Consider the following 25,178-nt stretch of genomic DNA (forward strand, 5'->3'; position numbering starts at 1 on the left):
CACCCGTTCCCATTCCGAACACGGCAGTTAAGCCCTGCATCGCCGATGGTACCTGGCCTACGGGTCCGGGAGAGTAGGTCGCCGCTGGATTCACGGGCCCCTTGAGGTAAACCTCGAGGGGCCCTTTTTCGTATTTTCCCCGGGACCGGCGCATTACTTCGTTGCGCGCAAACCTCTCGCCGTAGCGTGCTACGGCTTCGCTGCGCGCGCCTCGTCCTGCTTGGTCCCGAGAAAAATACCCGCGGGAAATGTCTTGAGTACACCACGGGGCCTCGCGCCTTGCCCTGCTAGGCTCTGGACGAAAAACCTTCGGGTTCGTATCTGGAATTGTCTGGAGGCTTCGGCGCTTGACTATATTTTGGAAAAATTTTTCAATTCAAATGGAGGTTAAATGAAGTTCAAAGTTCTTACCATTCTTGTCCTTAGCTGTATTTTTTTCTACGGCTGTGCATCCACTCTCCCTATGAAGGAGCCTGGGGAAAATAATGCCTTGGTAGCCATTCGAAGTCAGGCAGGTGGTTCTTACTTTATGGGACTTGGGGGAGGCTTCTTTGGTGATGAACCCTTGCAGTTTATCTTGAAGAGCAAGAATTCTGACAAGGAATATGTATGCAGGCGCTTCAACGATAAGATTTGCGTCGCCGCTAATATTCCGGCGGGCGAATACGAAGTGACTACTGCAAATTCTCCTCTCAAGCAGCCTATCGTAGGGACTCCTGTCAAGGTTGAACTTGGCAATCATAGGCTTTACCTTTCTGTAAGGCCCGATGTGAACTACGTCGGTAAATTCATAATCAAAACAGAGCAAGATGGCACTGTTCTTAAGGTTGCTTCCTGGGAAGATGAAACTCTGTCAGACGAAGACAAAGCTCTGATGGATGAAATCATGGCAAATAGTGCCGAATCCGGATGGAAAATGCCCTAGCCCGTAGTTTCGCACCGATAACACTTCATTTGAGGTGTAATTCTCTCAACACAACTTCTTTTTAAACACTTATTTTCATTCCGATTTGGAATAATGAATTTATTTTCATTGCTGGAGTGTTTGAGATAAGGAGTTGTGTTTATGCGACACAATGTATGGGTTGTTTTATATCTATTGATTTTTGCGGCTTTCGCTCAGGCGAAGCTGACTATTCATATTCAAAGTCCTTGGCGTGATGATCCTTCGAAAGAGGGATATTTCTTGCATATGTTGGGTGGTGCCGGTGGCGGTTACAACCCTAGCTTTGACGAAACTTCTGCAACTCGCATGACGGATGAAGGGGATGGCTGGTTTAGCTATACCTGGGATAAGAATGTGTCTGATTTCCAGAGCTGGGAATCTTTCAATATCAAGATTTACCCGAATACTGCTGACGGTAATTTCAACAACAATAACGGAGCTGCCTGGAAAGTTGCCGGCGACATGAATGTGGGCGACATCTTCGGGACGGATGTAGAAGTTTGGCTTTACACCAACACCACGGATATGACCTACGAGAAGAGTTTTGTTGCTCCTGGCTCCAAGATGGTGTGGTTCAAGAGTCCCTGGGGTAAGAGAGCTTTGCCCTTGATGGTTTTTGGCGGCGATTCTATTCTGATGAGATTTGCGCAGGATGATGAATCTATGTGCGGATGGTTCTACGGCGCTGTTTCTCCTGCTGCGATCAAGGCTAATCCTGCGATGACAGCACACTTCATGCGTAACCGTACGCCTTACATGTCCTTGCCCACTTCCGGGGTCATTGAGTTGGGCGATGCTTTGTCTGCTGCGGATACGATTTATATTGACGGAACCGTCAACACTCTAGCTCCTGCATACCAGATGGGTGAACTGGGTGAATGTTTTGATTCTACTCGTGTTCTCCATATTTATCATCCTTGGAGGACCAACTCTACATTCAAGGATAGCCTGGTTTATATTTCTATTGGGAACAACATCCTGAACAATCCTACCGCCACTCAAAGGGACGTGTATTATCCTTACTGGTTTAACTATAAGTTCGATGCGGCCACGGTGGGTTCCACCAACTGGGCTTCCACTATGGCACAGTTCAATATTTACCGCCGCCAGAATGAATGGCCCCAGGTGACTTTCTTTAATGAGATGTCTCGCCCCCTGGCATCATCGCTATTCCCGACGGGAGTGTATGAGACGTGGCTTTATACGACGACTAGTGGAAATTACGAACTCCTGTTCAGCCCGCTGGAACCGAAGACCATTCGCTTGATGAGCCCGTGGGACAATATGTCTCCCATGATGATCGTGGATGGGGATACGGTTCGTATGGGACCAATTACAGCCAACATCTTGGATACCACTCAGAGTGATACTTGTGGCTGGTATCAGGGAACGTACTTTAAGCACACGGATGATTGGTCTGTTCAGTTTAGGCAGTCTTTCGGTACAGAATTCTACAGTCTGGAAGGCTTGATGGGCGAAGATGGTGGATTTGGTACGCCTATTTCCCTGGATTCCATGGTGGCGCTCCATGACACGGTGTGGGTGTATCCTTACCCGCTTTCTTCCAGCGCGCCGAGGTTCAAGGAAGTATATCCGGAACGTCTGGGAATTTGCCCCACCATGAAGATTTCTGCCATGCTTCTAGACTGGGCGGGCGAATCCTACGCTGACAATATTGATATTGACTTCGGTGGTATTTATGGGGGTAACGCCTACACTACCGTGGAACACAATGGTCAGGAATACAAGACTTGCGGCGGCCATGTGCTGGGCATGGTGGAAGAATACCTGAGCAAGGATGGCTTGCCGGTGCGTGTGGACTCTACCTTGTTCCCCTGGGATCAGTGCTCTGCTGGTCGTGAGGTGGATAAATGGTTTGTTCCGGAAGTTCTTGCTACTGGTCCCGATGGCCGCGAGTATACCAACGCCACCTGTCGCGATATCGACTTGAAGCTGGATGCGGAAGGATTCTGGCTTGCGGATGTGACGGAATCTCCCAATGGTTGTAATGACCCCACCAATCCTGGCTTCTATCCTCTGGACGATTTCGAATACCTGGATTCCGCAAAGACTATTAAGAATCCCAAGTTTGACTGGGATGTTCAGGGCTGTAAGCACAACTACAGTTTCTCCATGAAGATCACGGCCCAGTTCAAATATATCAAGGGTCAGTATTTTGAATTCCGTGGGGACGATGACGTCTGGGTATTCATCAATAACCGTCTGGTGGTGGACATTGGTGGCTGTCATAGCCCTGTGGAAGGTGCAGTGGATTTGGATACTCTGGGTCTTACCGAAGGTACGGAATATCCGTTCCATATCTTCTTCTCGGAACGTAACGCTACGGGTTCCAACTTCAAGATGCGTACGTCTATTAACCTGCAGACTCAGAGAACTTACTATTCCGAAGAGGTGAAGACGTCTGATGGCACCATCTCGTACAACTTGATGCAGCTGCTGGTGGATGAATCCTTGAGCTGCGATGTGTCCAGCGTGACCAAGGTGGAAAAGAAGGAGGCTCAGTCCGTATTCCTGCTGATTGGCGGTAACCTGCCGAAGGATGGCAAGACTCTTGATCCGGGCCTGAATTATGGCGGCATCCTGATTAACGAAAATATGGCTGGCTTTACCATTGATACGACTGCGATTGTCCGCTCTCGTTCTCTGGCTTCGGGCTCTTACGCCCTGGTTTGCTATCTGGCATCTGACTTGAGCCAGTACCAGGTGATTCCTTTCACGGTGCCTGAATATCCTCTGCCGGATATTGGCTTTGTGGATATTTTCAATCCTGCAGATTCCTTCGTGGAACTGGATCCTACGGGACGCACCCTGAGGGGGGACGTTATTGGTGTGAATCCGAAAAACGATACGCTGCTTGCTCATGTGACTTATCCTGATGGTAAGCCGCTGGCGGTTGCTGTTCTATATGTGGGTCAGCCTTGCGGTGATTGCGTTATTGACCTGAACTTGATTTCTGCTGATTCCATCAGCTTCCTGAGTAAGGATGGCCAGCAGGTTACTTCCATCACGACGGATTCTCTGGGATACGCATATTTCTATGTGGTGGGCGAAACTGCCATGGAAAATGCTTCCTTCAGGATTACTAGTGAAGGGGCAGCCAATGAACTGGTGTGGAGCAACATCCACTTCAAGGAACCTCCTGTACCTTTCGCTACCCGCGGCATGATGTACGACGTGAATGGCGATGGCATTGTGGATAGTCTTGCAATTCCCTTCAGTAAGGCATTTGACAAGGCTGTGCCTGATACTCTTGCTTGGTCCTTTGGGGAACCCACATTCCATAAGGTGACGGATGCAGAGAATGTATGGCCCTTGGTGGTAAATGATTCCATTATCGTGTTGTTTGATCCTGCGGGCCTTCAGAAGACTGTATTTACAGGTGTTGCCGATGAAGCATATTTGGGTTCACTGCTGTACCACTACACTTACATGGATGAAGATACGGGAGACTCGGTGAAGCTTGACATGAGCACTTCCATCGAAGATCATGTGGGCCCCATTATTCTCAGTGCTATTATTGAAACCGTCAGCGAGAATACTAGTTGCGTTATCGTTAACTTAAGTGAAGGTATCTCGGATAGAAATGTGAACGGCTCTCTCGCGTTTGAATGGTATAGAGCGGGTGAATTCCTGGGAGACTCCCTGACGATCAACAACACAACGGTCAATTCCAAGGGTAACGTAATCAAGGTGTTCTTCTCTCGTATGCCCACGGGTGTATTGCCCCAGGTGGGTGATTACGTGAAGCTTGTTTCTGGCGTAATCAAGGACCGCAGCGGTAACTTTGCACACTTGAATAATCCCCAGGTTCGTATTGTGGGTGAACAGCGTACTGAAATTTCTGCACCGGGCGTAGTGACTATTGGTAGCCAGGAATTTGTATGGCCTTATGTTGACCCCATTGTTCCTGTTGTGGTACCCACCAACAAGAGTGCTAAGGAAATTGTGGATAGCCTTGGCGTTCCTGGATTGCTGATGGGCTTTGACATTGGTGAATTGGCTACCACTGCAATCATGAATTTGTCTAGCGGTGGCAATCGCGATTCTGCTTTGGCCCAGATTAAGATTAATTGGGAAGCCTACTACTATACCACTCTGGGCAATTATGTGAATTCCTCCAGAGGAACGATCCGCTGTAACGATAAGTCTGTATTCTATAATGCAGCGAGCCCGGAACAGTCTAACTGCTACGATAATCCCGGCAATGTGTTCTTTGAATGGAACGGCCGTAGCGAAGATGGACGCCTGGTAGGAACGGGTGCCTACATTGTCAAGATGAAGGTGAAGATTTACTCCGGTGCCGAGAAGGCTGGAGGATCTGAAGACACCTATACCTTAGGCATCAAGCGCGGAAAATAAAAATTAATCCAGCGGATACTTGTCGTTGGCGGCTTCCAGTTCGGCGTTCTTTACCTCATATTGAGTGTAGAGATCGTCGATCTTTTTCTTGATGTCGTCCATTTCCTTGGCGATGGAAGTAATAGCATTGCCGTCGCCGGATTCGGAGGCGGTAACCAGCTTTGCTTCCAGTGCGCCGGACTGTTCTTCGGCCTTGGCGATATCTTCTTCAATTTTCGCGATGGCCTTTTCCAGAGGCTTGATGACCTTGGAACGTTCGGCGATGTAGTCGGCGCGAGCCTTACGGTCCATCTTGGCGGAGGGTGCCTGGGAGGCTGCAGGAGTTGCGTCCTTGGTGACGTCGATGTTACTGAGCTTGGCGTTTTCGCCATCCATTCCGCCGGGCTTCTTTTCGGCTGCCCAGCCCACTTTTTCAAGGAAGTCCTTGTAGGTGCCTTCGAAAATCCTGCACTTGCCACCATCGAAAACCACCAGACGGTTGGCGAAGGCGTGAAGCAGTTCTTCGTCATGGGTGACCACCATGGCGGTTCCTTCGTAGTCGTCCAGAGCGTCAATGAGACTTTCGATGGATTCCATGTCCAGATGGTTGGTGGGTTCGTCCAGCAGCAGCATGTTGCACTGGCTGGCAAGAATTTTTCCCAACAGCACGCGGCTACGTTCACCACCAGAAAGGACCTTCACTTTTTTCAGGGCGTTGTCACCGCTGAACATCATGAGACCTGCAAGCCCGCGGGCACGGCTCTTCTGGGACACTTCCGCGATGGCGCTGGCGATTTCTTCCTCGACGGAATTTTCCAGATTCAGGCGGTTAATGTTGGTCTGTCCGAAGTAGTTGATCTGCAAGTTGGGATTATGGCAGATTTCACCTGTGGTAGGGCTTAATTCCTTGGCGATCAGATTCAGCAGGGTCGTTTTACCGCGTCCGTTAGGACCGATGATCGCAATGCGATCGCCCTTGAAAACTTCAAATTCCAGGTCGCTGAAAAGTTCCGGGCCGTCGCCGTACTTGAAGGCCAGATTGTGAACCTGGAGCATGCGCTTGCCGGGGAAGGGTGCTTCCGTAAAGCTGAATTCCAAATTGCGTTCGTGGGAAAGACGGGTGCCTGTTGCCAATTTTTCTGCAGCCTTGATCTTGGACTGCACCATGGCTGCCTTGGCGGCCTTGTAGCGGAATCGCTCGATGACCTGTTCCAGCTGGGCCTTTTTCTTGGCCTCATTTTCCTGGGTGCGCATTGCCACTTCTTCTTCTTCGGCAATGGTCTCACGGAGCTTTTCCACGGTGCCTTTCACCTTACGGATCTTGTGACGATGGATGCCCACCGTATGAGTACAGACTTCATCCATGAAGTGATGGTCATGGGTGATAAGCAGGACTTCGCCTTTCCAGTTGCGCAAAAAGCGGCTGAGCCAACGCATAGACACAATGTCCAGATAGTTGGTCGGTTCGTCCAGCAAAAGCATGTCGGGTTCAGAAGCCAGCACCTTGGCAAGGTTCAGACGAATCTGGAAACCGCCGGAAAGGAGCATGGGATCCTTGTGCATGGATTCTTCATCAAAACCAAGACCGAAGAGGATCGCTTCCACCTTGTGTTCTTCCAGCCAGCCGTCTTCATTGGGCTTTAACACGCTGCAGGCTTCTTCGTGAACGGTTGCGTGAGTGAAGTTGATGTGCTGCTGCAGATATCCGATGGTATACTTCTTGGGGATATCGATGACGCCACCGTCTAAACATTCCTGGCCAAGAATCATCTTGAAGAGGGTGGACTTGCCGCAGCCATTGCGACCTACGAGACCAACGCGTTCATGGTCTGCTACGAGAAAGCTTGCCTGGTCCAGAAGGACCTGCATGCCGAAAGACTTGGAAACATTCTGTACTTGAATCACGGAGGTACAAGATAGAAAAAATGCCCCGTTTATCCAAAGGGCGAAAACCTTATTTTAAAGGCCGTTCTCGTGATAGTACTGGACGTCGGTTAGAACCTGGTCCACCCAGCTCTTGGTCAGGGGGCTTCGCATCCAGTCTTCTGGTTTTGCCCCATGTTCTGGATCCGGGTAGAAGGTGGCTACTGCGTTTTCGCGACTGAGACCGATTTGCAGAAGCTTGTGAAGTTTCTGTGCGCCAAGCTCGATCTGTTCCAGGCCTTCGCCATCGTGAAGGGCCAGGATTCCACGGGCGTCCTTTTGACCTTGGTAATCGAAGTTGAAGTTGGAAACGTGACGGAGGAGGCTCATGAGGAGGGATGGATCCACCTGGTTTCTATTTGCGATTTCAATGACGGGCAGGGCGCAGAGCTGTTCAACGGTCCAAGGTTCCCCGGTGTAGGTGAGCCAGAGGGTGTGAATGTTGCTGGTGCTGTCTGTTGTAATGCCAAAGGCGTAGCGGTTCCCTAGCTTTTTTCGCAGTTGCTTGTTAATGAGGATGCCGCGGTTCTTGAATTGCTTGTAGCCAACCATAGCGAAATGGAGTGTGTCATCCAGACGGGTAATGATGGGCTTGGTGGGACGTTCCACAATGTCGTTGTAGCTGTTGATGACCTGAGGGAAAATGTAGGCGACTTCCGGCTTGGCGTGGCTCATGTCGCAGGCGGAATCCTTCTTCACGATGCCTGCGTCAATCATTTTCTGGATGGTCTGTGCGGAGTAGGTTTCAAAGATGGTCTGAACGTTGGTGGTGTGGGTTTCGCCCTTGGGGAGCGCCTTGTAGCCCCCATATACACCAGCCACCAGGATCACGAGGGAAAGGGGAATTCGCCAGACAAGTTTTGCTCTCTTAAGCACGCGAAGCCAGCCCCTGACCTTGGGACTGCGCAGCAGGTAAAGCGCCAGAACTGCAGAAATCGAGAACCATAAAACCGCGAATATCACGCCTTCAATATAAAAAGAAAATGTATCTTTGGGCTATGCTGAATCCCCTTAAGAATATTGTAGTGATTGGTGATCGTATCTTGATCAAGCCCTTGGAAGCTGCCAACAAGACCAGCAGCGGACTTTACCTGCCTCCCAGCGTCAAGGAACACGATTCCGTCCATACGGGCCTGGTAGTAAAGGTGGGCCCTGGCTATCCCATCCCTGCAAATCAGGATCCGGACGCAGCCTTCCGCGGTGAAGCGGGTGACGCTGTAAACTACGTTCCCCTCCAGGTGAAGGAAGGGGACGAGGCCCTGTATCTCCACGCTAACGGCACTGAACTGGAAGTAGGCGGCGAACGCTACGTCATTATCTCCCAGAATGCGGTATTATTGGTGGTGCGCCCCGAAGTTCCGGATGACGTTTCTTCCATCGATTCCCTTTAAATACGAAACGATTCTACCCGCTGGGTCATCAAAGAAAGAATTGGAAAAAAATTAGTTTACGGATCCTTTGTAGGTTTTGTTGCTACAAAGGATTTTTTTGTTTATTTTAGAATGCATGGGCGTGTTAAAATACTTCTTCATTAGTTTGGTGTTTTGTGGAAGTCTTTGGGCCATGCCTGCCCTGGATCGTGCATTTGTATTGAATCAGCCGGATGGTAGTTCTTTACGGGTCCGCTCCGTAGGTAATGAGGTCTTTAATTTTAAGGTAACCGCGGACGGCTACGTAGTGGCCCGCGACAGTCTGGGATTTTTTTCGTACCTAGGGGAGGATGGCTCCAATTCGGGAGTTCATGCCCATGAAAGCGAAAATCGTACCGCCCAGGAACTAGAATTCCTGAGTTCACTCAACAAAGATGCCGTTCTGAATTTGCTGAACCAGCAAAAAACGGCTCGCACTTATGAAAGTATCCATAAGGCAGAGGGTAGCTTTGAATCTGTGGATTCAAACACGCCTAGCCCCAGATATATGCCGAAGGCTAAGGGCGTTCTCAATAGCGGGGAGGCTAAGGCTCTCGTAATTCTGGTGCAGTTCAGCGATATCAAGTTCTCGTCCAGCGATCCGAAATCCCAGTTTGAGAAATACCTCAACGCAGAGGGATATAGTGACAACGGGAATATTGGAAGCGTCAGGGATTACTTTAAGGATAATTCCTCTGGAAAGTTTATTCCCAACTTCGATGTGGTAGGCCCCATTACTCTTTCGGGAAGTGCCTACAAGACTTATGGCGAACATTCCAGATATGCTCAGGCTGGTGCAGCTGTTGCCCTGATGGAAGCCCTTGACACTCTGGTGAACCGTAAGACCATTGATTTTACCCAGTATGATAGCGATAAGGATGGCTACGTTGACTTTGTCCATATGATTTATGCGGGTCTTGGCTCCAATGACTCCGGGCAGGATTCTGCCATATGGCCTCACATGTGGTACTTGTCCCTGGCCAATTATCAACTGACCTGGAGGTCGTCTGCTGGTAAGGCTGTCGCTTCATCGGGAAGTGGATTCCGGAAGACTTATACTTACGTGGATAAATATGCGTGTTCCAATGAATTGGATGGAGCCCTCTGGTATGATTACAAGCAAAAACAGACTGTTGGCGTGGGAACCTTCGTTCATGAATTCAGCCATGTGATGGGCCTGGGGGATCATTATGCTACAGATGGTTCAAGTGTATTTACAGCGACCTATTGGGACGTAATGGATGCTGGCGCTTATAACTACGCAAGCCAGGGCGCAGGAATGGCGACCGCCCCTCCCTATTATTCCGCCTTTGAAAAGGAATATCTGGGCTGGTCCAAACCGGATCAAATCGTGGAAGGAGACGGACTTGAGTTACTTCCTGTTCAGGAGAATAAGGCCGTCAAGGTGGTCAATCCGAAAAATACGGATGAGTTCTATGTGCTTGAATATCGAAACCGCTCCAAGTGGGATGTGGGTTTGCCTAATCACGGAATGTTGATTTGGCACATTGATTACGACAGCTTGACTTGGTACAATGCGAAAGTCAACACTTCCGAAAGACTTCACGTAGACGTGGTGGAAGCGGATGGGGTTGCTGACGAGTGGACTGTTACTGCCGACGTGTTCCCTGGAACTTCCTGGTCGAAGAGGTATAATTCCTTCAATAAGTTTGTGACCTGGGATGGCTCTGATTTGGATGTTTCCCTTTCTAATATTACGGAAGCCAATGATTATAGCAAGGTCACGTTCAATGTGAAATTCGGGGATTCCTACGAAGGACCTATTGTAAGTTCCTCTAGTGAAGAAATAGAGGTTGCCTCGTCCAGTAGCCAGGAGCCAGTGATTATTGAAAGTTCATCCAGTGAAATAGTTGTGGTTGAGCCCGTTGTGCAGTCCAGTAGTTCTGAACAGGTTCTGGAGAGCAGCTCCAGCGAAGTCATTGCAGAAGTCGGCAGCTCCGATAGTGCGCTCCCTGTGCGTAATGGCGTGAGGGCTGGCGTCAAGATTTCCCGCGCTAATGGCGTTCTGACTATTTCCGGCCTGCCGCAGGGAAACAAGGTCCTTCGGGTATTTTCCTTGAATGGTAACCTGCTGATGTCCCAGCCGGTAACGGGCGGCACGATTACGCTGGATAAGGCCCGTACCTTCGGGAATATTCCTGTTGTCGTCAAGGTGGATTCCTTTGTCCAGATGCGTTTTTAAATACGTGCTCTGGAATCCTGCAGAAAAATTTTAATTAGGGGTAACACTTGGGCATGGCTCAGGTGTTTAATGCATGTAATTTCTAAATTTATACGAAGAAGAGACATGCCCCTTTTGAGAATCATAAACATTCTTATTTTGCTTTTGGTTGCGTTCCCCGTGTGGACCGTGGCTCAGGAAGGTGCGTCCCCGGAGGGTTTGCCTAAGGAGAAAACCATTCTCTTTAAGGGCGTTGTTCAGGATACTTCCTTTGCCGCTGATGAAAAGCTGAATGTGGAAATCCTGGAAACGGGTGAGGCCCTCCAGACCACTGTTGGGACGCCTTTCCAGGTGGAACTTCCCGAAGATACCTTGTGGAACGTTTGCGTTACCAATTCCGACACTAGCGGCGCCGAGAAGGAAAAATGCTACGAGCTGGTGTATTTAGGGAAGGATAGCGTCTTTAGCCATGTGCTGGGAGATGCCGGCGTGACGGACACAACCCAGGTTCCCGAGCAAACCGCTGAAAAGGTCCCCGATGTCAATGGCGAGCTTGCCGAGTCACCAAGTCGAGGGGCGCCCGGTGACCTTGCTGAAAAGGACACTTCGGCTGCATCCAGTGACTCTGCCGACAAGTCTGATGATGTGGATGTGGACGCCTTGCTGGCGGCCGGTAAGGATAGCGGCAAGGTGACGGAAATGAAGAAGGTGGTGGTGCAGTTGCGTCGCCGTCCCAAGCGTAAGGCGGGTGAATCTGTGGTTTCCGCCAAGTCCATCAAGCGTATGCCGGGCCTGGGTGAAGCGGACGTAATCCGCAGTATCCAGCAGTTGCCTGGCGTGGTGGCAAGTTCCGACTTTAGCACGAAAATTTATGTCCGCGGTGGGGCGGCCGACCAGAATCTGTTCCTGTACGATAATGCGGTGGTGTATTCGCCTACGCACTTCTTCGGCCTTTTCAGTACCTTCCTGGTGGAAACCATCGACGGTGTGGAATTCTACAAGAGCGGTTTCCCTGCGCAGTACGGTAACCGTTTGAGTTCCGTGCTAAAGATGGATGGACGCGCCGGCGGTCAGGATACAACAGAGGAATGGTTTAGCAAGAGTAGCATTAAGATCAGTACTTTTGCGGCTCAGGCACATACGGAAGGACATAAGGGTAACGCCCGCTGGGTTCTCGCTGGACGTACGACCTATATCGGCTACATTCTGGATTTGTGCAATGCCATTGGCCTTTTGGATCTGAATATCGATTATGAATTCACGGACCTGCAGGGAGACTTTATGTATGAATTCTCCCCGGATACGAAACTTAAGTTCAGTTTCTATGTGGGTCAGGATGTTCTGGAATTTGACCCCCTTTATGTGGACTGGGGAAACGTTGCCATTCCTATCAATTTGAGCCATCGTTTTGGTGACTGGGATTATAACGCCACCTTCTCCTTCAGTCAGTTCTACCAGACCATGAAACTGACGGACTTGATTAACATCGGTCAGGAACTTTACACCTTCTCCGCAAAGCAGTGGCTGAACTATCGCGGTGTGGACAACCATACCTTTACCATGGGCTACGAGCTGGAATATGACTGGGACAAGTTCTACGAATACATTTCCAGCATGAAGGCTGTGGATATCCAGAAGCCGTTCCATCATGTGCTTTACGGTCAGGACGCTTGGCGAATCAATGATGATTGGCTCTTGACTTATGGCCTTCGCTTGAACTATCAGGATCTTTCCCGAGATTTCGGTATTGAACCGAGATTCTCCCTGGTGTGGAATATTGACGACAAGAAGACTCTTGAATTCTATGGCGGTCATTACCTGCAGTACATGAACTCCATCATGTTCGGCGACAGTGAATCCCTCAATGAATTCTACTACCCGTCAGTCACAACCTCCAAGGGTAAGCATTTGGAACCAGCCCGCTCCAATCTTTTTGCGGTGGAGTATAAGCAGGCCCAGATTCTGGATGAATTCGACTTTACGGCAGGTGCCTATTTCAAGACACAGAACAACTTGAATACCTTCATGATGCAGATGGATTCCACAGACGAAACATCCTCCTCGGATTTTCTGCTGGCGGATAACTTTGGAACTGCTGAAGGGTATTCCTTTGGTTATGAACTTTCACTCCGTCGTGAAAAGGGGGCTGTCTTTGGCGGCATCAACTGGAGCCAGAGTTTAAGTGTGCTGAAAAGTAACGACGGTACCAAAGCCTATTTCCCCAGCTGGCATCAGCCCTATGCTGTGAAGGCAGATCTTGGCATCAACTGGAAGGGTGAAGACGGTATCTGGCCTCACCCGAAGAAGGGCCGTTACTTCAGATCCTCTGTGGTGGTGAAGTATTCTGCAGGTATGCCTATCAGTGAATATCTGGGTTACTTCTACCAGCAGAAAATGGAAGACCAGAAGTATACGGATAATGTCCAGGTTATTCCCGGCAGCCGCAATGCAGGCCGCCAGACGGATTACTTTCGTATAGATGTGAAGGCTATTGATATTGGTCGTGAAGGCAAGTGGAACTTTAGCTGGACCATCATTAACTTGACCGATCACGAAAACATGTTCTATACCTATTACGATACCAATAAGAACCCGCCAGAGTATAAGACTATTTCTCAGTTCCCCTTTTTGCCGATTATGTTGAATTATGAATACTATTTCTAAACAGAACCTTGTATTCCTGCTTCTCGCATTCTTACTGGCGGGTTGTGACTTTCAGGGGCCTTGGTCTTATTATCCGGAAGAAACGGAAGTGTATCAGGGAATTTATACTTTCGGCTATATCGTGGCCGACGAAAGCCCTTACGTGTGCTTCTCCAAGGTTTATGGCCTTACGGAAAGTTCCGCGGAAAACTTTGCTTTCTATAATAGCGCATCCGTGACGGTGTCTGGATTTTTCGGTCCTTCCATTCATGACGATGGGGATACGGTTGCCCACCTCTATTCTCTGGAATCCGAAGGGAAGCCCAACTGCTTTAGGAGTGAAGTCTCCGGGGAATATCCTAGATATGCTGGTCTCGCAGGGGAATCCTACACCTTGAACGCAGCATTCAAGTGGGATAGCGCCGGTCATATGGTCACGACGGAATTCAAGGCTGTGGCAAAAATTCCTACCAAGGTTCATGCCAAGGGTGTGATTCCTCCCAGCGTCAAGGGCGATGCTGAATTGCTACCTAATGAATACGAGTATCTTGAATCGGAATTTTTGGCTTTCCCCTATGATGTGCTGACATATAAGATTCCTATGGAATATGACGAAAGTGTTCGTGGTATTCTCATGACCATGTCTTACGACAAGATTGAAGGTGGTGAATCCATGAACACTACCTTGAACAATATGATGGGCGCTTTCCTGGATCCGGATTCCACAGGCTATGGCGGCGTTTCTTCGAAAAAGCCGGAAGAAAGTACGGCCAGCATGGGCGTCACTTCCCGTATGATGGTGGGCGGCCAGAATACTTTGGACACTATGGAATATCCGGGCATGACTGTTCCCATCGGAAAGTCTACCGTCTATTTCTATGCTACGGATCAGGCGTACATGGATTACGAAAATACGGTAATCGCAGCTATTAGCGATTCCCGCGTGGTGGCCAAGAGCAACGTGGAAAATGGCATGGGTGTGTTCAGCGGCATGCTGAAGGATTCCCTACTGTTGGAAGTGACTGCGGATACCTTCGTGACTTACTCTCATATGCGAGGCTGGGATTGCTCTCAGGAAGGTGGCATGGCAAATCACAAGCCCTTTGAAAGCAAGTGGTGCCGCCTCATCGATAAATCCCTTTGTGTGGAGGTGAAGGAAGAGGGTGATAGTGCGCAGGTCAACCTTCTGAATAGCAAAGAGTACTGTATTTCTGTTGCGGAAAGAGTTCGGATAGAATTGTTTGATCGCTATCTTGGGAATGTACCCTGGTATGACTATGTGGACGAGGTGGTTACCTATGACGAATTTAAGAATCGTGATAAGGACCGAGAGAAACTGATTGCCCACAAGGATTCTATCAATCATAAGGCACTCCTTATGTATTGTGCAAGAAGTAACTTTGAAAACAACGACGTGGCCAGCTGTGATGACCTACGAGAACAGTGCCAGGTCAGTCTGGAAAAAACAGACTGCAAGGAATATCTGTGGGAATGGTGCTCCGATCGTGACTGGAACATTGGAGAGTATCCCCAGTGTGGAACGGCCCTGGTGAGCCGCTACTACCTAGAAGAAATGAACTCTCCCATCCTGGAAAGGGTCATCGAAAACTGGTGCGAAAAGAATCCTAAAGATTCTCAATGCAAGAGGTAACAGTTTTTAATAATTGAAGTGTTAAAGAAGAGTATGAATATGAAGAAGAAAACTCTAGTGATTTTATTGTTCGCCATGGCGTTCGCCGGCAATGCGTTTGCCGATGTGGATTCCGACATTCGGGACATGAAGCTGGAAAAGGAAAAGCTGAATAGCGAAATTGCAAAACTGAATTCCCAGATTTCCGCAACCGATTCCATGCTGAAAGCGGATGACAAACGTTTCAAAACTTTGCAGGAACGTTACAGGAAGGATAAGGAACGCCGCAAGTCCGAAATAGATTCCTTGAATCTCAAGATCAAGGATGTTGCAGAACAGCTCCAGCAGGAACGCAATAAACAAGCTCGTGCCAAGAATCGTAGCGAAAACGTGAAGTCCAAGCGCAAGGCTCTTAGCACTGCATTGGTGACCATCAGTAAGCAACTGGAATTTCAGATTTCCCAGACCCTGCCTTGGGAACGTGAGACCCGTCTGGACCGTGCAAAATCCTTGACTCGAGATATTGAAAGTGGGAACGCTTCCGAAGAAGAAGCCTTCTCCCGCTTGAAGGCTCTCATTGCCGAAGAAACCAAGTTCGGTGATGAAGTCGCCATTATTAATTCTCCGCTGACTCGCAAGAACGGGGAACTGATTAACGCCCAGATTCTCCGCATTGGCAACCAGTGGATGATTTATAGCGATGAAAACGGAACGGTTTACGGCGCCCTGGTTCGTAAGGTAGCTGCTTCCTCTTCTGGAGATAATCGTGCCGCCGTCACCTACGAATGGGTGGAAGACTTGAACTTGGCAGAACGTGATGCCATCCGTTTTGCTCTGGATGTGAAGCAGGCAAAGAAGCCCCCTCAGATGGTGAACCTGCCTGTAAGTCTCTCTATTGTTAGGGAGGAAAAGTAATGAAGAATCTTTTGAATACTCTGCTGCTAATTGCGATTCTTTCTGGTTCTGCTTTTGCTTGGCCTTGGTCCTCGAAGGAAGCTGTTGTAGATAGTGCCAAAATCCGCGATTCCCTGAAGTTGGTGGAATACAAGGAGCTGCAGCGTGAAGTGGATGCATTGACCCGCATTCGCCTGCAGAAGGCCGACTCTCTGGAAAAGCTGGAAGCGGAACACTGGCGCAAGCGTTATAACGAAACTCAGCTGACGGAAGAACATCAGACTGAAACTCGCGAGCTGGATGGCCGTTACTCCAAGTTGTCTACTGACCTTGGCCGCGTGAATGAAGAAGTCATGGCCAGCAAGGACGTGACGACGGATGCCGAAGAAAAGGCAAAGTCCGATGAATCCGCCTACGATGCCTTGAACACTCAGGTGAAACTCTCTGTGGATAAGTCCCTCGGAGAAATCACTGGTGATTATCCCGTGGGGATGAATGACCGTCTGGTGAATTTGAAGAAGGCTCAGGATGAAGCCGACGCCAAGACTCCGAATACGCTTTCTGTTACCCGTCTCTTCCTGGAAGACCAGCTGAAGCGTCACGAAATGACCTACACTCAGTCCTACGGAAATACCCTCTCTCAGGTGGGTTCCCGTCCCGATGTAAATGTCAATCGCTTGCGCCTGGGCACCGTCTTCCTAGGCGAAGTGGCTACGGATGGTTCCGCAGGTGGTGTGGGTGAAGTTCAGGCATTGCTCCGCTCCGGTGCATTGCAGGGTAAGGTTTTCGAATGGAATAATACGCTCCCTCCGGAAATGTCTGCTACCATCCGCTCCGCCGTCTCTCAGGCAAGTGCCGCGCAATCCCAATCTGCTGCACAATCTGCAATCATCCCTCTAGATGTGCTCCAGAATAAGGCCGTGAAGAACTCCATTACAGACACTAAGGAATTAACCTGGAAGGAAGAACTGCAGGCCTTCTTCAAGAAGGGTGGCATTGTGATGTACCCCCTCATGCTGGTGGCGATTTTTGCACTGCTCCTTTCTCTGGAACGTTTCATCGTGCTGACCATCCGCGGCCGCATCGGCAAGCGTTTCGTCAAGAAGGTGGAAGGCATGGTTCGTGAAAATCGCTATGAAGATGCCGCCAACCTTTGCCTCAAAAAGGAAAGCAGCCTCTCCATGGTTATGTTCTCCGTCCTGAACAAGGCCCGCGAAACTCGTGATGCAGCGGAAAAGTCCCTGCAGGAAGCTCTGCTCCGTGAACAGCCCAAATTGGAACGCCGCATGGGCCTGCTGGCTGCCATGGGTTCCATCGCACCGCTGTTAGGTTTGCTGGGTACGGTGACTGGTATTATTACCCTCTTTAACGTGATTACGGAAGTAGGTACCAATGATGCCCGCGTCTTGGCTGGCGGTATTTCCGAAGCTCTGGTCACCACGGAAACGGGCTTGATCATTGCAATCCCCGTCATGATTCTCCACGGCCTCCTCAGCGAAAAAATCGAGAAGGTCACCAGCGAACTTTACGTCCAGAGCACCAGCCTCCTGAATAAAATTTTCCCGAAGGAAGATTAATTGAACAACAGCGTTTACATAGTCATAGAAGCTTTGCAGAAGACTTATGGTGCCGGCGGCATCGTAATGTTGCCCATCCTGCTGTGTGGCGCCATTGGCTTCTATTATCTGTACTCTGCCTGGTTCCGCATTGGTCGTGATTACTTCCGCAAGGATTCCCACAGGGTGGTAAAGCACCTGCGGGAAGATTTGCAGAACAGCAAGACGGGGGAGGCTCGCACTGCTCGGGGCCGCCTGAAAAAGCGTGGTGGAATTCTTGCCCGAGAGCTGCATCTCGCCCTGAAAGTGGCCATCGAAACTCCCTCGGAATATGAAGACTATATGCAGGTGCGCATGATCAAGACCTTGCGTTACATGCAGCAGGGCAATCACATTGTTTCCGTGATGGCTGCGGCCGCTCCGCTGCTGGGCCTGCTGGGAACGGTGACGGGCATGGTATCCACCTTCGAAGTGATTACCCTTTACGGAAACCAGAATCCAGTTTTAATGGCAGATGGTATTTCCGAAGCATTGATTTCTACACAGAGCGGATTGCTCATTGCATTCCCTCTCACCCTCTTGAAGCAACGCCTGGATGAACGAATTGAGATTCTTTCCCAGCAATTGCAGCTAGGCGCAACCGTTATTGAAAATTTTATTGGGAACAAATCCCGCAAGATTTAAAGGCAAGAAATGAATTTTAACCTCCCGCAGCGAAAGCAAAAAGACATGGGCATCGATATGGGCCCCTTGATGGACATCGTGTTCATCTTGTTGATCTTCTTTGTGGTTACTTCCAGCTTTACACGAGAAACTGGCGTGGACGTTACCAAGCCCCAGGCCCAGAGTGCTTCCCAACTGGAAAAGGAAAACATCCTCATCGCCATCACTCGCGAAGGGACGATCCATATTAACGAACGCCAGGTGGACTTGGCTAGCCTCCAGGATATTCTCAAACAGTCCTTGGCAAAAACTCCGGACCGTGAAGCCGTCGTAATTGCCGATAAGGGCGCCGAAACGGGTGTACTCGTCCAGGTCATTGACGCCTGTAATATGAGTGGCGTCAAGAAAGTATCCATCGCAGCTCAGGCAGATTAGATGAACGTCATTCTGAAAATCATCAAGCGTTTTTCGATCCTCACGGTAGCGATCCTCAGCAGCCTCATGCTGGTGTTTTCCGTGACGGTTGCAAACCTGTTCATCAATGGCAAGATGTTCCAGGAAAAGAAATTCGTGAAGACGGAAGTGGCGGTGAAGAAACCGGATGAAGTCCAGAAGAAGAAGGAACAGAAAAAGCCTTCCCGCAAGCCTAACCGTCAGAAGTCTAATTCCCGCAGCCCTAAGGCAGGTCCTCGTATGGCAATGAACTTGGGTACTGCAGGTGCCGCCGGTGGCGCAGCCATTAGCGAAAACCTGGTGGCGGATTTCCGCGGGGGCGCCATGTCTACCCAAAGCGGTGATGTGGACAAGAAGCCTACCAGTCGAGCCATGCCCAATTTTCAGGTGCCGCCCCAGATTCGCGATCGTGAAATTGACGCTATGCTGCGTTTAAGTTTTTGTGTGGATGTGACGGGTCGTGCTTATGACATTCGCGTGATTGAAGAAACTCCTGCGGGAACAGGCCTTGCCCAGGCGGGTAAGGATGCTCTAGGCCGCATGAGTTTTGAACCTGCAGAAAAGGATGGCAAGTCGGTGCCCTTCTGCGGTATGGAACAACCGTTCGAGGTGAAATTCCATGACTAAGTATTCTGCATTTCTCCTTGCGGCCGCTTTGGCGATTCCGGCTTTTGCTGCCCAGACTGCGGCCGACCTGGTGGACCGTGCAAACGCCTTGTATCGCGATGGCCGCTTTAAGCAGGCTATTACCTTGTACCGCAAGGCGGAAGACCGCGGTGCCGATCCCGTGGCCGTCAGTTTCAATATCGCCAATTCCTACTACCAGATGGAAAAGTATGCGGAAGCTGCTGCAGGTTACCGCAAGGCTGTAGACTTCTCCAGCGGGAAATTCTCTCCGGCCCTCTTCAATATGGCTTCCGTCTACTTCCGGCTGAAGCAATATCCGGAATGTGTCGCCGCCTACCATCGCGCCTTAAAGCTGGAGCCGGATAATATCAGTGGGTGGCTGTACCTGGGCGAAGCCTATAGCAAGACCGGCGATAAGGTGGGAGCGCTGCGTTCCATCGAGAAGGCTTACACTCTGGACAAGACTGATATCAGCATCGTGTACCAGCTGTCCGAAGCAAATATTGCCGTAGATGATTTCGACCGTGCGGTTGCTGTCATCCGTGAGGGATACGCCACCAATCCCGAAGAAATCGATTTTCTGGTCTATCTGGGAGATGTCTATCGTCTGGAAAAACAGTACGAGCAGAGCGCTGGCGCCTATCGCGAGGCCCTTTCCCTCAGGGCAGACGATGTGGCTACCATGTACAAGCTGGCAGACGTTCTTGTGGAAGACGAAAAGCAGTTTGTCGCTATGGACATTCTCAATAGCATTCTCCAGATCAAGCCGGACTTTACGGATGCAGCCATCTTCCTAGGAAATCTGGCTTATGACGCCAAGTTCCTGGAACGTGCGGAATTTGCCTATGAGCTTGCCGCAAAGAACGGCAATGCCGAAGCTATTTTCGGATTCAAGAATATGGCTTACGACGCCCACGCCCAGAAGCGAGACGACGAGGCCCTGCGTATTTTAAAAATCGCTGAAAAGTATTATCCCGATGACGCCACTTTAAAGGCGGACATTTTGAGCATGTCAGAAGAGTAATTAGGCTTCCTGGGCTGCTTCAGCCTGTTCCAGTTTGGCTTGGTCCTGTTCAACTCTAGCTTTCTTTACGGCAGCCTTCAGGCCGTCGAGGAACGTATCGACGTTCTCCTTTTTCTCGTCGTACTTTTTATATCCAATGGCGACAATCAGCTTGTAGGGACCAAGAGTGGTTCTGTTGAACCTGTCGAAGTTCATGTTCAGCTTTTCAATGCAGTTGGAAATATGCTCGTCGTATTGGGAGTCCACAACGATGATGAATTCATCGCCGGAGTAACGTAGGATAGATCCCCAGTCCCCAACGGAAGCCTTGATGAGATCGGCAGCCTTGCACAGGGCCAAATCGCCGACGTTGTGACCATGCTTCTCGTTGATCTCTTCGAACCCACGGAGGCTAATCATGAGGCCGCTGGCCCTGCGTCCCCTCTGGGAATAAAGGTTAAGGACGTATTCCAGGAAGGTTCGGTTGAAAAGGCCGGTAGGATGGTCTCTGAAAACACGTTCGTTCTGCAGGCTGGTAAATGCACCTGCAATAGCCACTGCAAAGCTGGGAGCCATGAGGGAGACGCCGTACCACAAGGTCTGGGCCACCGTTGCCACCACAATGGGAATGACGTACAGCCAGATGGGGAAGAATCGGATAAATCCATCCTGGCGGAAATTTCTGAAGTACAAGGCCAGGGAATTGATGATCACTCCGTAGTTCACCAGGATATAGACCCAGTAACCAGACCTTCTCTCGTATACGGCGTGCTCGTTGACATAGAAAAGAACAGGCTCGAAAAGGTTGGCCGCCAGCAGGGCGAACAAGGTGAACATGGTGAAAAACAGGATCCAGCGCTGGGTGCTTCCAACTTCAAATTGGAAATGCTCCTTCAGGAAGACGAACCAGCTAAAGGCGCAGGCTGCATTGGCTGCGAAAAGCAAGGTGTTGGCACCATGGACCATCACTCTGGAATAAACACTGGCGCCGCCATCCCAGGCGAAAGAGAGTAAATCGGAAAGGCAGCAGACGAAGCAAATAGCCAGCATGGCAATTAATACCCTGCTTTCGCGGTTTTTCAAGCGAAGACGCCAAATGTTTCCAATAATCATGGCAACCACCAGGACCATGCCGATGACGTCTGATCCCAGTGCGTTCCTGATGTCAATTCCCGATGTCATAAAACTCCTTTTATCCCATCCGCTAAAAAACTAAATAATTGTTTTACCCATCGGGAAGGAAAACCTTGTATTTTTCATATAAACGGGGGCTAGAAGGGGGACACGCTTATTATATTTTGGAACAAAGAGTCAAAAAGGAACTTTATGTCTAAGTTAATGCGTTCTATTTCGGGTATTCGCGGTATTGTAGGCGATACCTTGACCCCTCAGGTTTTGCAGTCTCACGTTCGTGCCTTCCTGGAAATCACCCAGGCAAAGAAGGTGGTCATCGGTCGCGATAGCCGCCCCACCGGCGATGCAATCGTCCAGTATGTGGCAGGCATTTGCCGTCTCTCCGGCGTAGACGTTGTGGACGTGGGCCTGTCTACCACTCCCTCTGTGGAAATCCTTACCACCGAAAATAAGGCTGACGCTGGCATTATCATTACCGCTAGCCACAATCCCCTGGAATGGAACGCCCTGAAGTTCCTGAACAACAAGGGCCTTTTCTTAGGTCCCGATGACGTGAAGAAGCTTTTTGAACTGGCTGATGCAAACCAGTTTAGCTATCCCGACTACCGCACTATGGGTAAGTACGAAGTGGCTCCCGATGCTGATGGCGTCCATATTGATGGCACCTTGAAGATTCCCTTTGTGGACGTAGAAGCCATCAAGGCCAAGAAGTTTAAGGTTGCCGTAGACGCCGTCAACGGTGCCGGTTCCTATATTGTGCCCCGCCTGCTGGAACAGTTGGGCTGCGAAGTGGTTCGCGTACACTGCGAACCCGATGGTACGTTCCCCCGCGGTGCAGAACCTCTCCCCGAAAATCTGGGCGACCTGCGTGAAGCCGTAAAGGCAAACGGTTGCGCTGTGGGCTTCGCTGTAGATCCGGATGCAGACCGCTGCGCTCTGGTGGATGGCCTCGGCCGTAGCATCGGCGAAGAATACACTCTGGCAATCGCTACCGAAGAAGTGCTCTCCCAGAAGAAGGGCTCCGTCTGCGTAAACCTCTCCACCAGCCGCATGAACGAAGATGTGGCAACCAAGTATGGTTGTGAATTCAGCCGTGCTAAGGTGGGCGAAATTAACGTTAGCCTCCAGATGATTGATAACGGTTGCGTTATCGGTGGCGAAGGCAATGGCGGCGTGATTCTGCCTGCTCTCCACTACGGTCGTGACTCTCTGGTGGCTGCAGCTCTCGTCCTTTCCTGGATGGCTCATCACGATGGTGGTCCGGAAAAGTTTGTGGCTGAAAATCCCGCCTATGTCATGCCCAAGAAGAAGTTCGAACTTGGTGACAAGAAGGTGGCTGACATTCTCCCCAAGGTGAAGGAAGTATTTGCCGGCTGGAAGATGGATGAACGTGACGGCCTATGGCTTGGTTCCGAAAAGTCCTGGGTTCACGTTCGCGCAAGCAATACCGAACCCGTCATCCGCGTGATTGCCGAAGCTCCCACTGCAGAAGAGGCCGAAGCCCTCTGCTCCAAGGTGGAAAAGCTCATCTAATCGTCGCGATAGTGCGTCGCTCGCCCCGCTCTCGCCGAGGTGTACAAGAAACCCCTGCCATTCGGCAGGGGTTTCTTGGTTTCTAGATAGAGAAAACTATAACGTCTTAGAACTGTTCCAGGAACTTATGGACGTCTTCGGGAACCCAGGTGTTCTGCCAGCCGCCATTGTCATTAGCGGTCCACTGGTGGCCACCGCCCCAAGTACATACGCGTACGGGATGGTTGGGGTCCACCTTCTTGAAGTCATAGCATACGTGAGTGTTACCACCGGTATACTTCTGCCAATCGTTGATTTCGCTGCTGACGTCAGTACCGTTAGGACCGTTATTCTTAAGAATGCGGGTGATGGAGCTGCTCAAGCGGCTGTAGGAGCAGAGGTTGTCCTGAGTGCCGTGAACGTCCATCCAAGCGATGGGCTTGCCCTTGTTGGTGGGGATGTAAATGTTCCAGTCTGCCACGGCGTAGGTTACAGCGGCGCGAATGCGGTGCTGGAAAACCTGTGCCAGGGAGTTGGTGATCATGGAGCCGAAGCTAAAGCCGGTAACGAATACGCGGGAAGTATCGATACAGTAGTTGTCTTCCATGGTGGTCAGGAGCTTGTCGAAGAACTTGTGGTCCTTATCGTCGGCAGTTGCCCAGGGAGAACCATCGGTATCGCCGCGGGGAGCAACGAAGATATAGTCACCATTCTTGTCCAGGTTCTGCTGGCCATAGTAGGGGGACGGATGGTCCTGATCCGGAGAATGGTGTACAAAGTCTTCGGCATTGGAGCCCATGCAGTGCATGGCGAAGAGCAACTTATGAGGCTTGGTGTTGTCGTAGTTCTTCGGGAGAGTGATGAAGAATTCACGGTTCAGGCCGTTGACGTTCATTTCGAAACGGTCGCCGTTTTCGACACTCTTGGTCTTCTGAAGGGTGGAATTCTTGCCGCAACCTCTAGAAGGTGCAGCTGCGTTTCCCTTTTGGTAATCGTAAACGCCTTCGATCTTTGCCATGGGAGCAACGCTGCTGGAGCTAGGAACGGGAGCTGCGCTGCTGCTAGACGGGGTTACCTTGGCGCTGCTGGAGCTTGCAACCACAGTCTTGCTGCTGGAACTTGCCACGGGGGCAATGCTGCCAGAGCTTGCTACGGGAGCGACAGAACTGCTGGAAACTGCCGGGACGGTTGCGCTAGAGCCCGGAATGGTAGCGCTGGAAGTGGGGACCGGAACCAAGGCATCGCTGCTGGAGTTTGCAACGATAGGGTCACCACCGATGTTTGGATCAGTTGCGCTGGAACCGGGGATTCCCATGTCCACGGAACTGGAGGATTCAAGGGAAACAATCGGCTCGTCGGTCTTCGGACTAACGCCGGAATCGTCATCGCAAGCCATAAAGATAGCTGCTGTTGTTAACAGGGCTAATCCCAAAAAACGTCTCTTCATATAATCTCCTTTTTTAAGACGGAAGAGATTGATGTTACACACTCTTTATGTTTTGAGTACAAAGCCAAAACACGCCAAGGGTATATATACCTTCTGCCTCCCTCAGAAAGCGATTTTTTTGATTTTTGCTGTGGACATTATGTCCATGATTGCCGTTTTTTGCGAAATTTCGCCAACTCCATTAGCAATTTGCTAATGAATTTTTGGGGGCCAGGTGCGGAGTCCCTGCATCATAAAAAGGGTTCCTCGTGAGAGGAACCCTTTGGGTGGATTTAAGGAGGAGTAATGAAGAGATGTCTAAAATGAGAGGTGTGGATTAAACCACGTTCAGCTTGCGGGCTGCAGCTTGCTGCTTCTTGGTGAGGCCGAAGGAAAGGATGCCGTTTTCCAGGGAAACCTGGATGTTTTCGGTATCGATGTCGTCGGCCAGGCGGAAACTGCGTTCGTAGTTGACCTTGTTGTCCTTGCGGGCGCGGCTGGCCTTGACGGTAAGGATATTCTTTTCGATCTGCATGTCCAGATCTTCCTTCTTGACGCCCGGGAGTTCCACTTCAAGGGTGAAACCGTTTTCCACTTCGTAGAAGTCTGCCTTGGGGCTGTAGGTGTATTCACGCTTGACGCATTCAGCCTTGTCTGCCTTTTCGTTGGCGCTAAGGTTGTTCAGGCTGTCGATCAGGTTCTGAAGACCATAGAAAGCGGTGGGGATTACGTTTGCGTTCATCATGATTTTTACCTCGTTTTGAGTTGCGGATCCGTTTTTTGATTCGTGATCCATTGTTTTCTTGTTTTACATACCC

Annotated in this window: 18 protein-coding genes and 1 rRNA gene; 14 read left to right on the forward strand and 5 right to left on the reverse strand. The window is 50.2% G+C overall.

Annotated features, from left to right (window positions below; all coding sequences use genetic code 11):
- From rrf to BUB59_RS08300, 3 genes are all read left to right on the forward strand, one after another.
- Positions 1–90, forward strand: a 5S ribosomal RNA gene (rrf, locus tag BUB59_RS08290); the annotation flags it as partial.
- Positions 91–391: 301 nt separating this feature from the next.
- Complete coding sequence (locus tag BUB59_RS08295) at positions 392–925, forward strand: hypothetical protein (protein WP_073228409.1); 534 nt, start codon at positions 392–394, stop codon at positions 923–925.
- A 141-nt stretch (positions 926–1,066) separates the two neighbouring features.
- The gene (locus BUB59_RS08300) at positions 1,067–5,326 is read left to right on the forward strand and encodes a fibro-slime domain-containing protein (RefSeq protein WP_073228412.1); all 4,260 of its coding nucleotides are present in this window, start codon (positions 1,067–1,069) and stop codon (positions 5,324–5,326) included.
- A 3-nt stretch (positions 5,327–5,329) separates the two neighbouring features.
- Here BUB59_RS08300 and BUB59_RS08305 read toward each other — a convergent pair whose 3' ends face one another.
- On the reverse strand, positions 5,330–7,210 hold the full coding sequence (locus BUB59_RS08305; protein WP_073228416.1) for an ABC-F family ATP-binding cassette domain-containing protein: 1,881 nt from the start codon (positions 7,208–7,210) through the stop codon (positions 5,330–5,332).
- 54 nt (positions 7,211–7,264) lie between these two features.
- Positions 7,265–8,191, reverse strand: coding sequence for a hypothetical protein (locus tag BUB59_RS08310; protein WP_073228419.1), 927 nt, complete (start codon positions 8,189–8,191; stop codon positions 7,265–7,267).
- A gap of 35 nt (positions 8,192–8,226) precedes the next feature.
- Here BUB59_RS08310 and BUB59_RS08315 point away from each other — a divergent pair, with 35 nt between their 5' ends.
- The 10 genes from BUB59_RS08315 (at position 8,227) to BUB59_RS08360 (ending at position 20,309) form a co-directional block, all read left to right on the forward strand.
- Complete coding sequence (locus BUB59_RS08315; protein WP_083540252.1) at positions 8,227–8,619, forward strand: co-chaperone GroES; 393 nt, start codon at positions 8,227–8,229, stop codon at positions 8,617–8,619.
- A 115-nt stretch (positions 8,620–8,734) separates the two neighbouring features.
- A complete protein-coding gene (locus BUB59_RS08320) occupies positions 8,735–10,840 on the forward strand; it encodes a M6 family metalloprotease domain-containing protein (RefSeq protein WP_083540243.1) in 2,106 nt (701 codons plus the stop codon).
- A gap of 105 nt (positions 10,841–10,945) precedes the next feature.
- Entirely contained in the window at positions 10,946–13,483 is a 2,538-nt protein-coding gene (locus BUB59_RS08325) for a TonB-dependent receptor plug domain-containing protein (protein ID WP_083540244.1), read from the forward strand.
- Positions 13,467–15,113: a hypothetical protein gene (locus BUB59_RS08330; RefSeq protein ID WP_073228428.1), complete on the forward strand. Its 1,647-nt coding sequence runs from the start codon at positions 13,467–13,469 to the stop codon at positions 15,111–15,113. Before BUB59_RS08325 ends, BUB59_RS08330 begins: the two co-directional genes overlap by 17 nt.
- Positions 15,114–15,152: 39 nt before the next feature.
- On the forward strand, positions 15,153–16,007 hold the full coding sequence (locus BUB59_RS08335) for a DUF3450 family protein (RefSeq protein WP_073228703.1): 855 nt from the start codon (positions 15,153–15,155) through the stop codon (positions 16,005–16,007).
- The gene (locus BUB59_RS08340) at positions 16,007–17,563 is read left to right on the forward strand and encodes a MotA/TolQ/ExbB proton channel family protein (RefSeq protein ID WP_073228430.1); all 1,557 of its coding nucleotides are present in this window, start codon (positions 16,007–16,009) and stop codon (positions 17,561–17,563) included. Before BUB59_RS08335 ends, BUB59_RS08340 begins: the two co-directional genes overlap by 1 nt.
- The gene (locus BUB59_RS08345) at positions 17,564–18,226 is read left to right on the forward strand and encodes a MotA/TolQ/ExbB proton channel family protein (protein WP_073228433.1); all 663 of its coding nucleotides are present in this window, start codon (positions 17,564–17,566) and stop codon (positions 18,224–18,226) included. It abuts the gene before it with no gap.
- Positions 18,227–18,235: 9 nt separating this feature from the next.
- On the forward strand, positions 18,236–18,640 hold the full coding sequence (locus BUB59_RS08350; protein ID WP_073228436.1) for an ExbD/TolR family protein: 405 nt from the start codon (positions 18,236–18,238) through the stop codon (positions 18,638–18,640).
- Complete coding sequence (locus tag BUB59_RS08355; protein WP_073228440.1) at positions 18,641–19,285, forward strand: energy transducer TonB; 645 nt, start codon at positions 18,641–18,643, stop codon at positions 19,283–19,285.
- On the forward strand, positions 19,278–20,309 hold the full coding sequence (locus BUB59_RS08360) for a tetratricopeptide repeat protein (RefSeq protein ID WP_073228444.1): 1,032 nt from the start codon (positions 19,278–19,280) through the stop codon (positions 20,307–20,309). The genes BUB59_RS08355 and BUB59_RS08360 overlap by 8 nt, the downstream gene beginning before the upstream one ends.
- Here BUB59_RS08360 and BUB59_RS08365 read toward each other — a convergent pair whose 3' ends face one another.
- A complete protein-coding gene (locus BUB59_RS08365) occupies positions 20,310–21,470 on the reverse strand; it encodes a GGDEF domain-containing protein (RefSeq protein ID WP_073228447.1) in 1,161 nt (386 codons plus the stop codon).
- Between the two features lie 144 nt (positions 21,471–21,614).
- Between BUB59_RS08365 and glmM the strand changes: the two genes are divergently transcribed.
- On the forward strand, positions 21,615–22,955 hold the full coding sequence (gene glmM / locus BUB59_RS08370; protein ID WP_073228450.1) for a phosphoglucosamine mutase: 1,341 nt from the start codon (positions 21,615–21,617) through the stop codon (positions 22,953–22,955).
- A 106-nt stretch (positions 22,956–23,061) separates the two neighbouring features.
- Here the strand turns inward: glmM and BUB59_RS08375 are convergent, their stop codons facing one another.
- A complete protein-coding gene (locus BUB59_RS08375) occupies positions 23,062–24,381 on the reverse strand; it encodes a CE1 family esterase (RefSeq protein WP_143160296.1) in 1,320 nt (439 codons plus the stop codon).
- A gap of 316 nt (positions 24,382–24,697) precedes the next feature.
- Entirely contained in the window at positions 24,698–25,105 is a 408-nt protein-coding gene (locus BUB59_RS08380) for an Hsp20/alpha crystallin family protein (RefSeq protein ID WP_073228706.1), read from the reverse strand.
- Positions 25,106–25,178: the final 73 nt, after the last annotated feature.

This window comes from Fibrobacter sp. UWEL (assembly GCF_900142535.1).
Taxonomy (GTDB): Bacteria; Fibrobacterota; Fibrobacteria; order Fibrobacterales; family Fibrobacteraceae; genus Fibrobacter.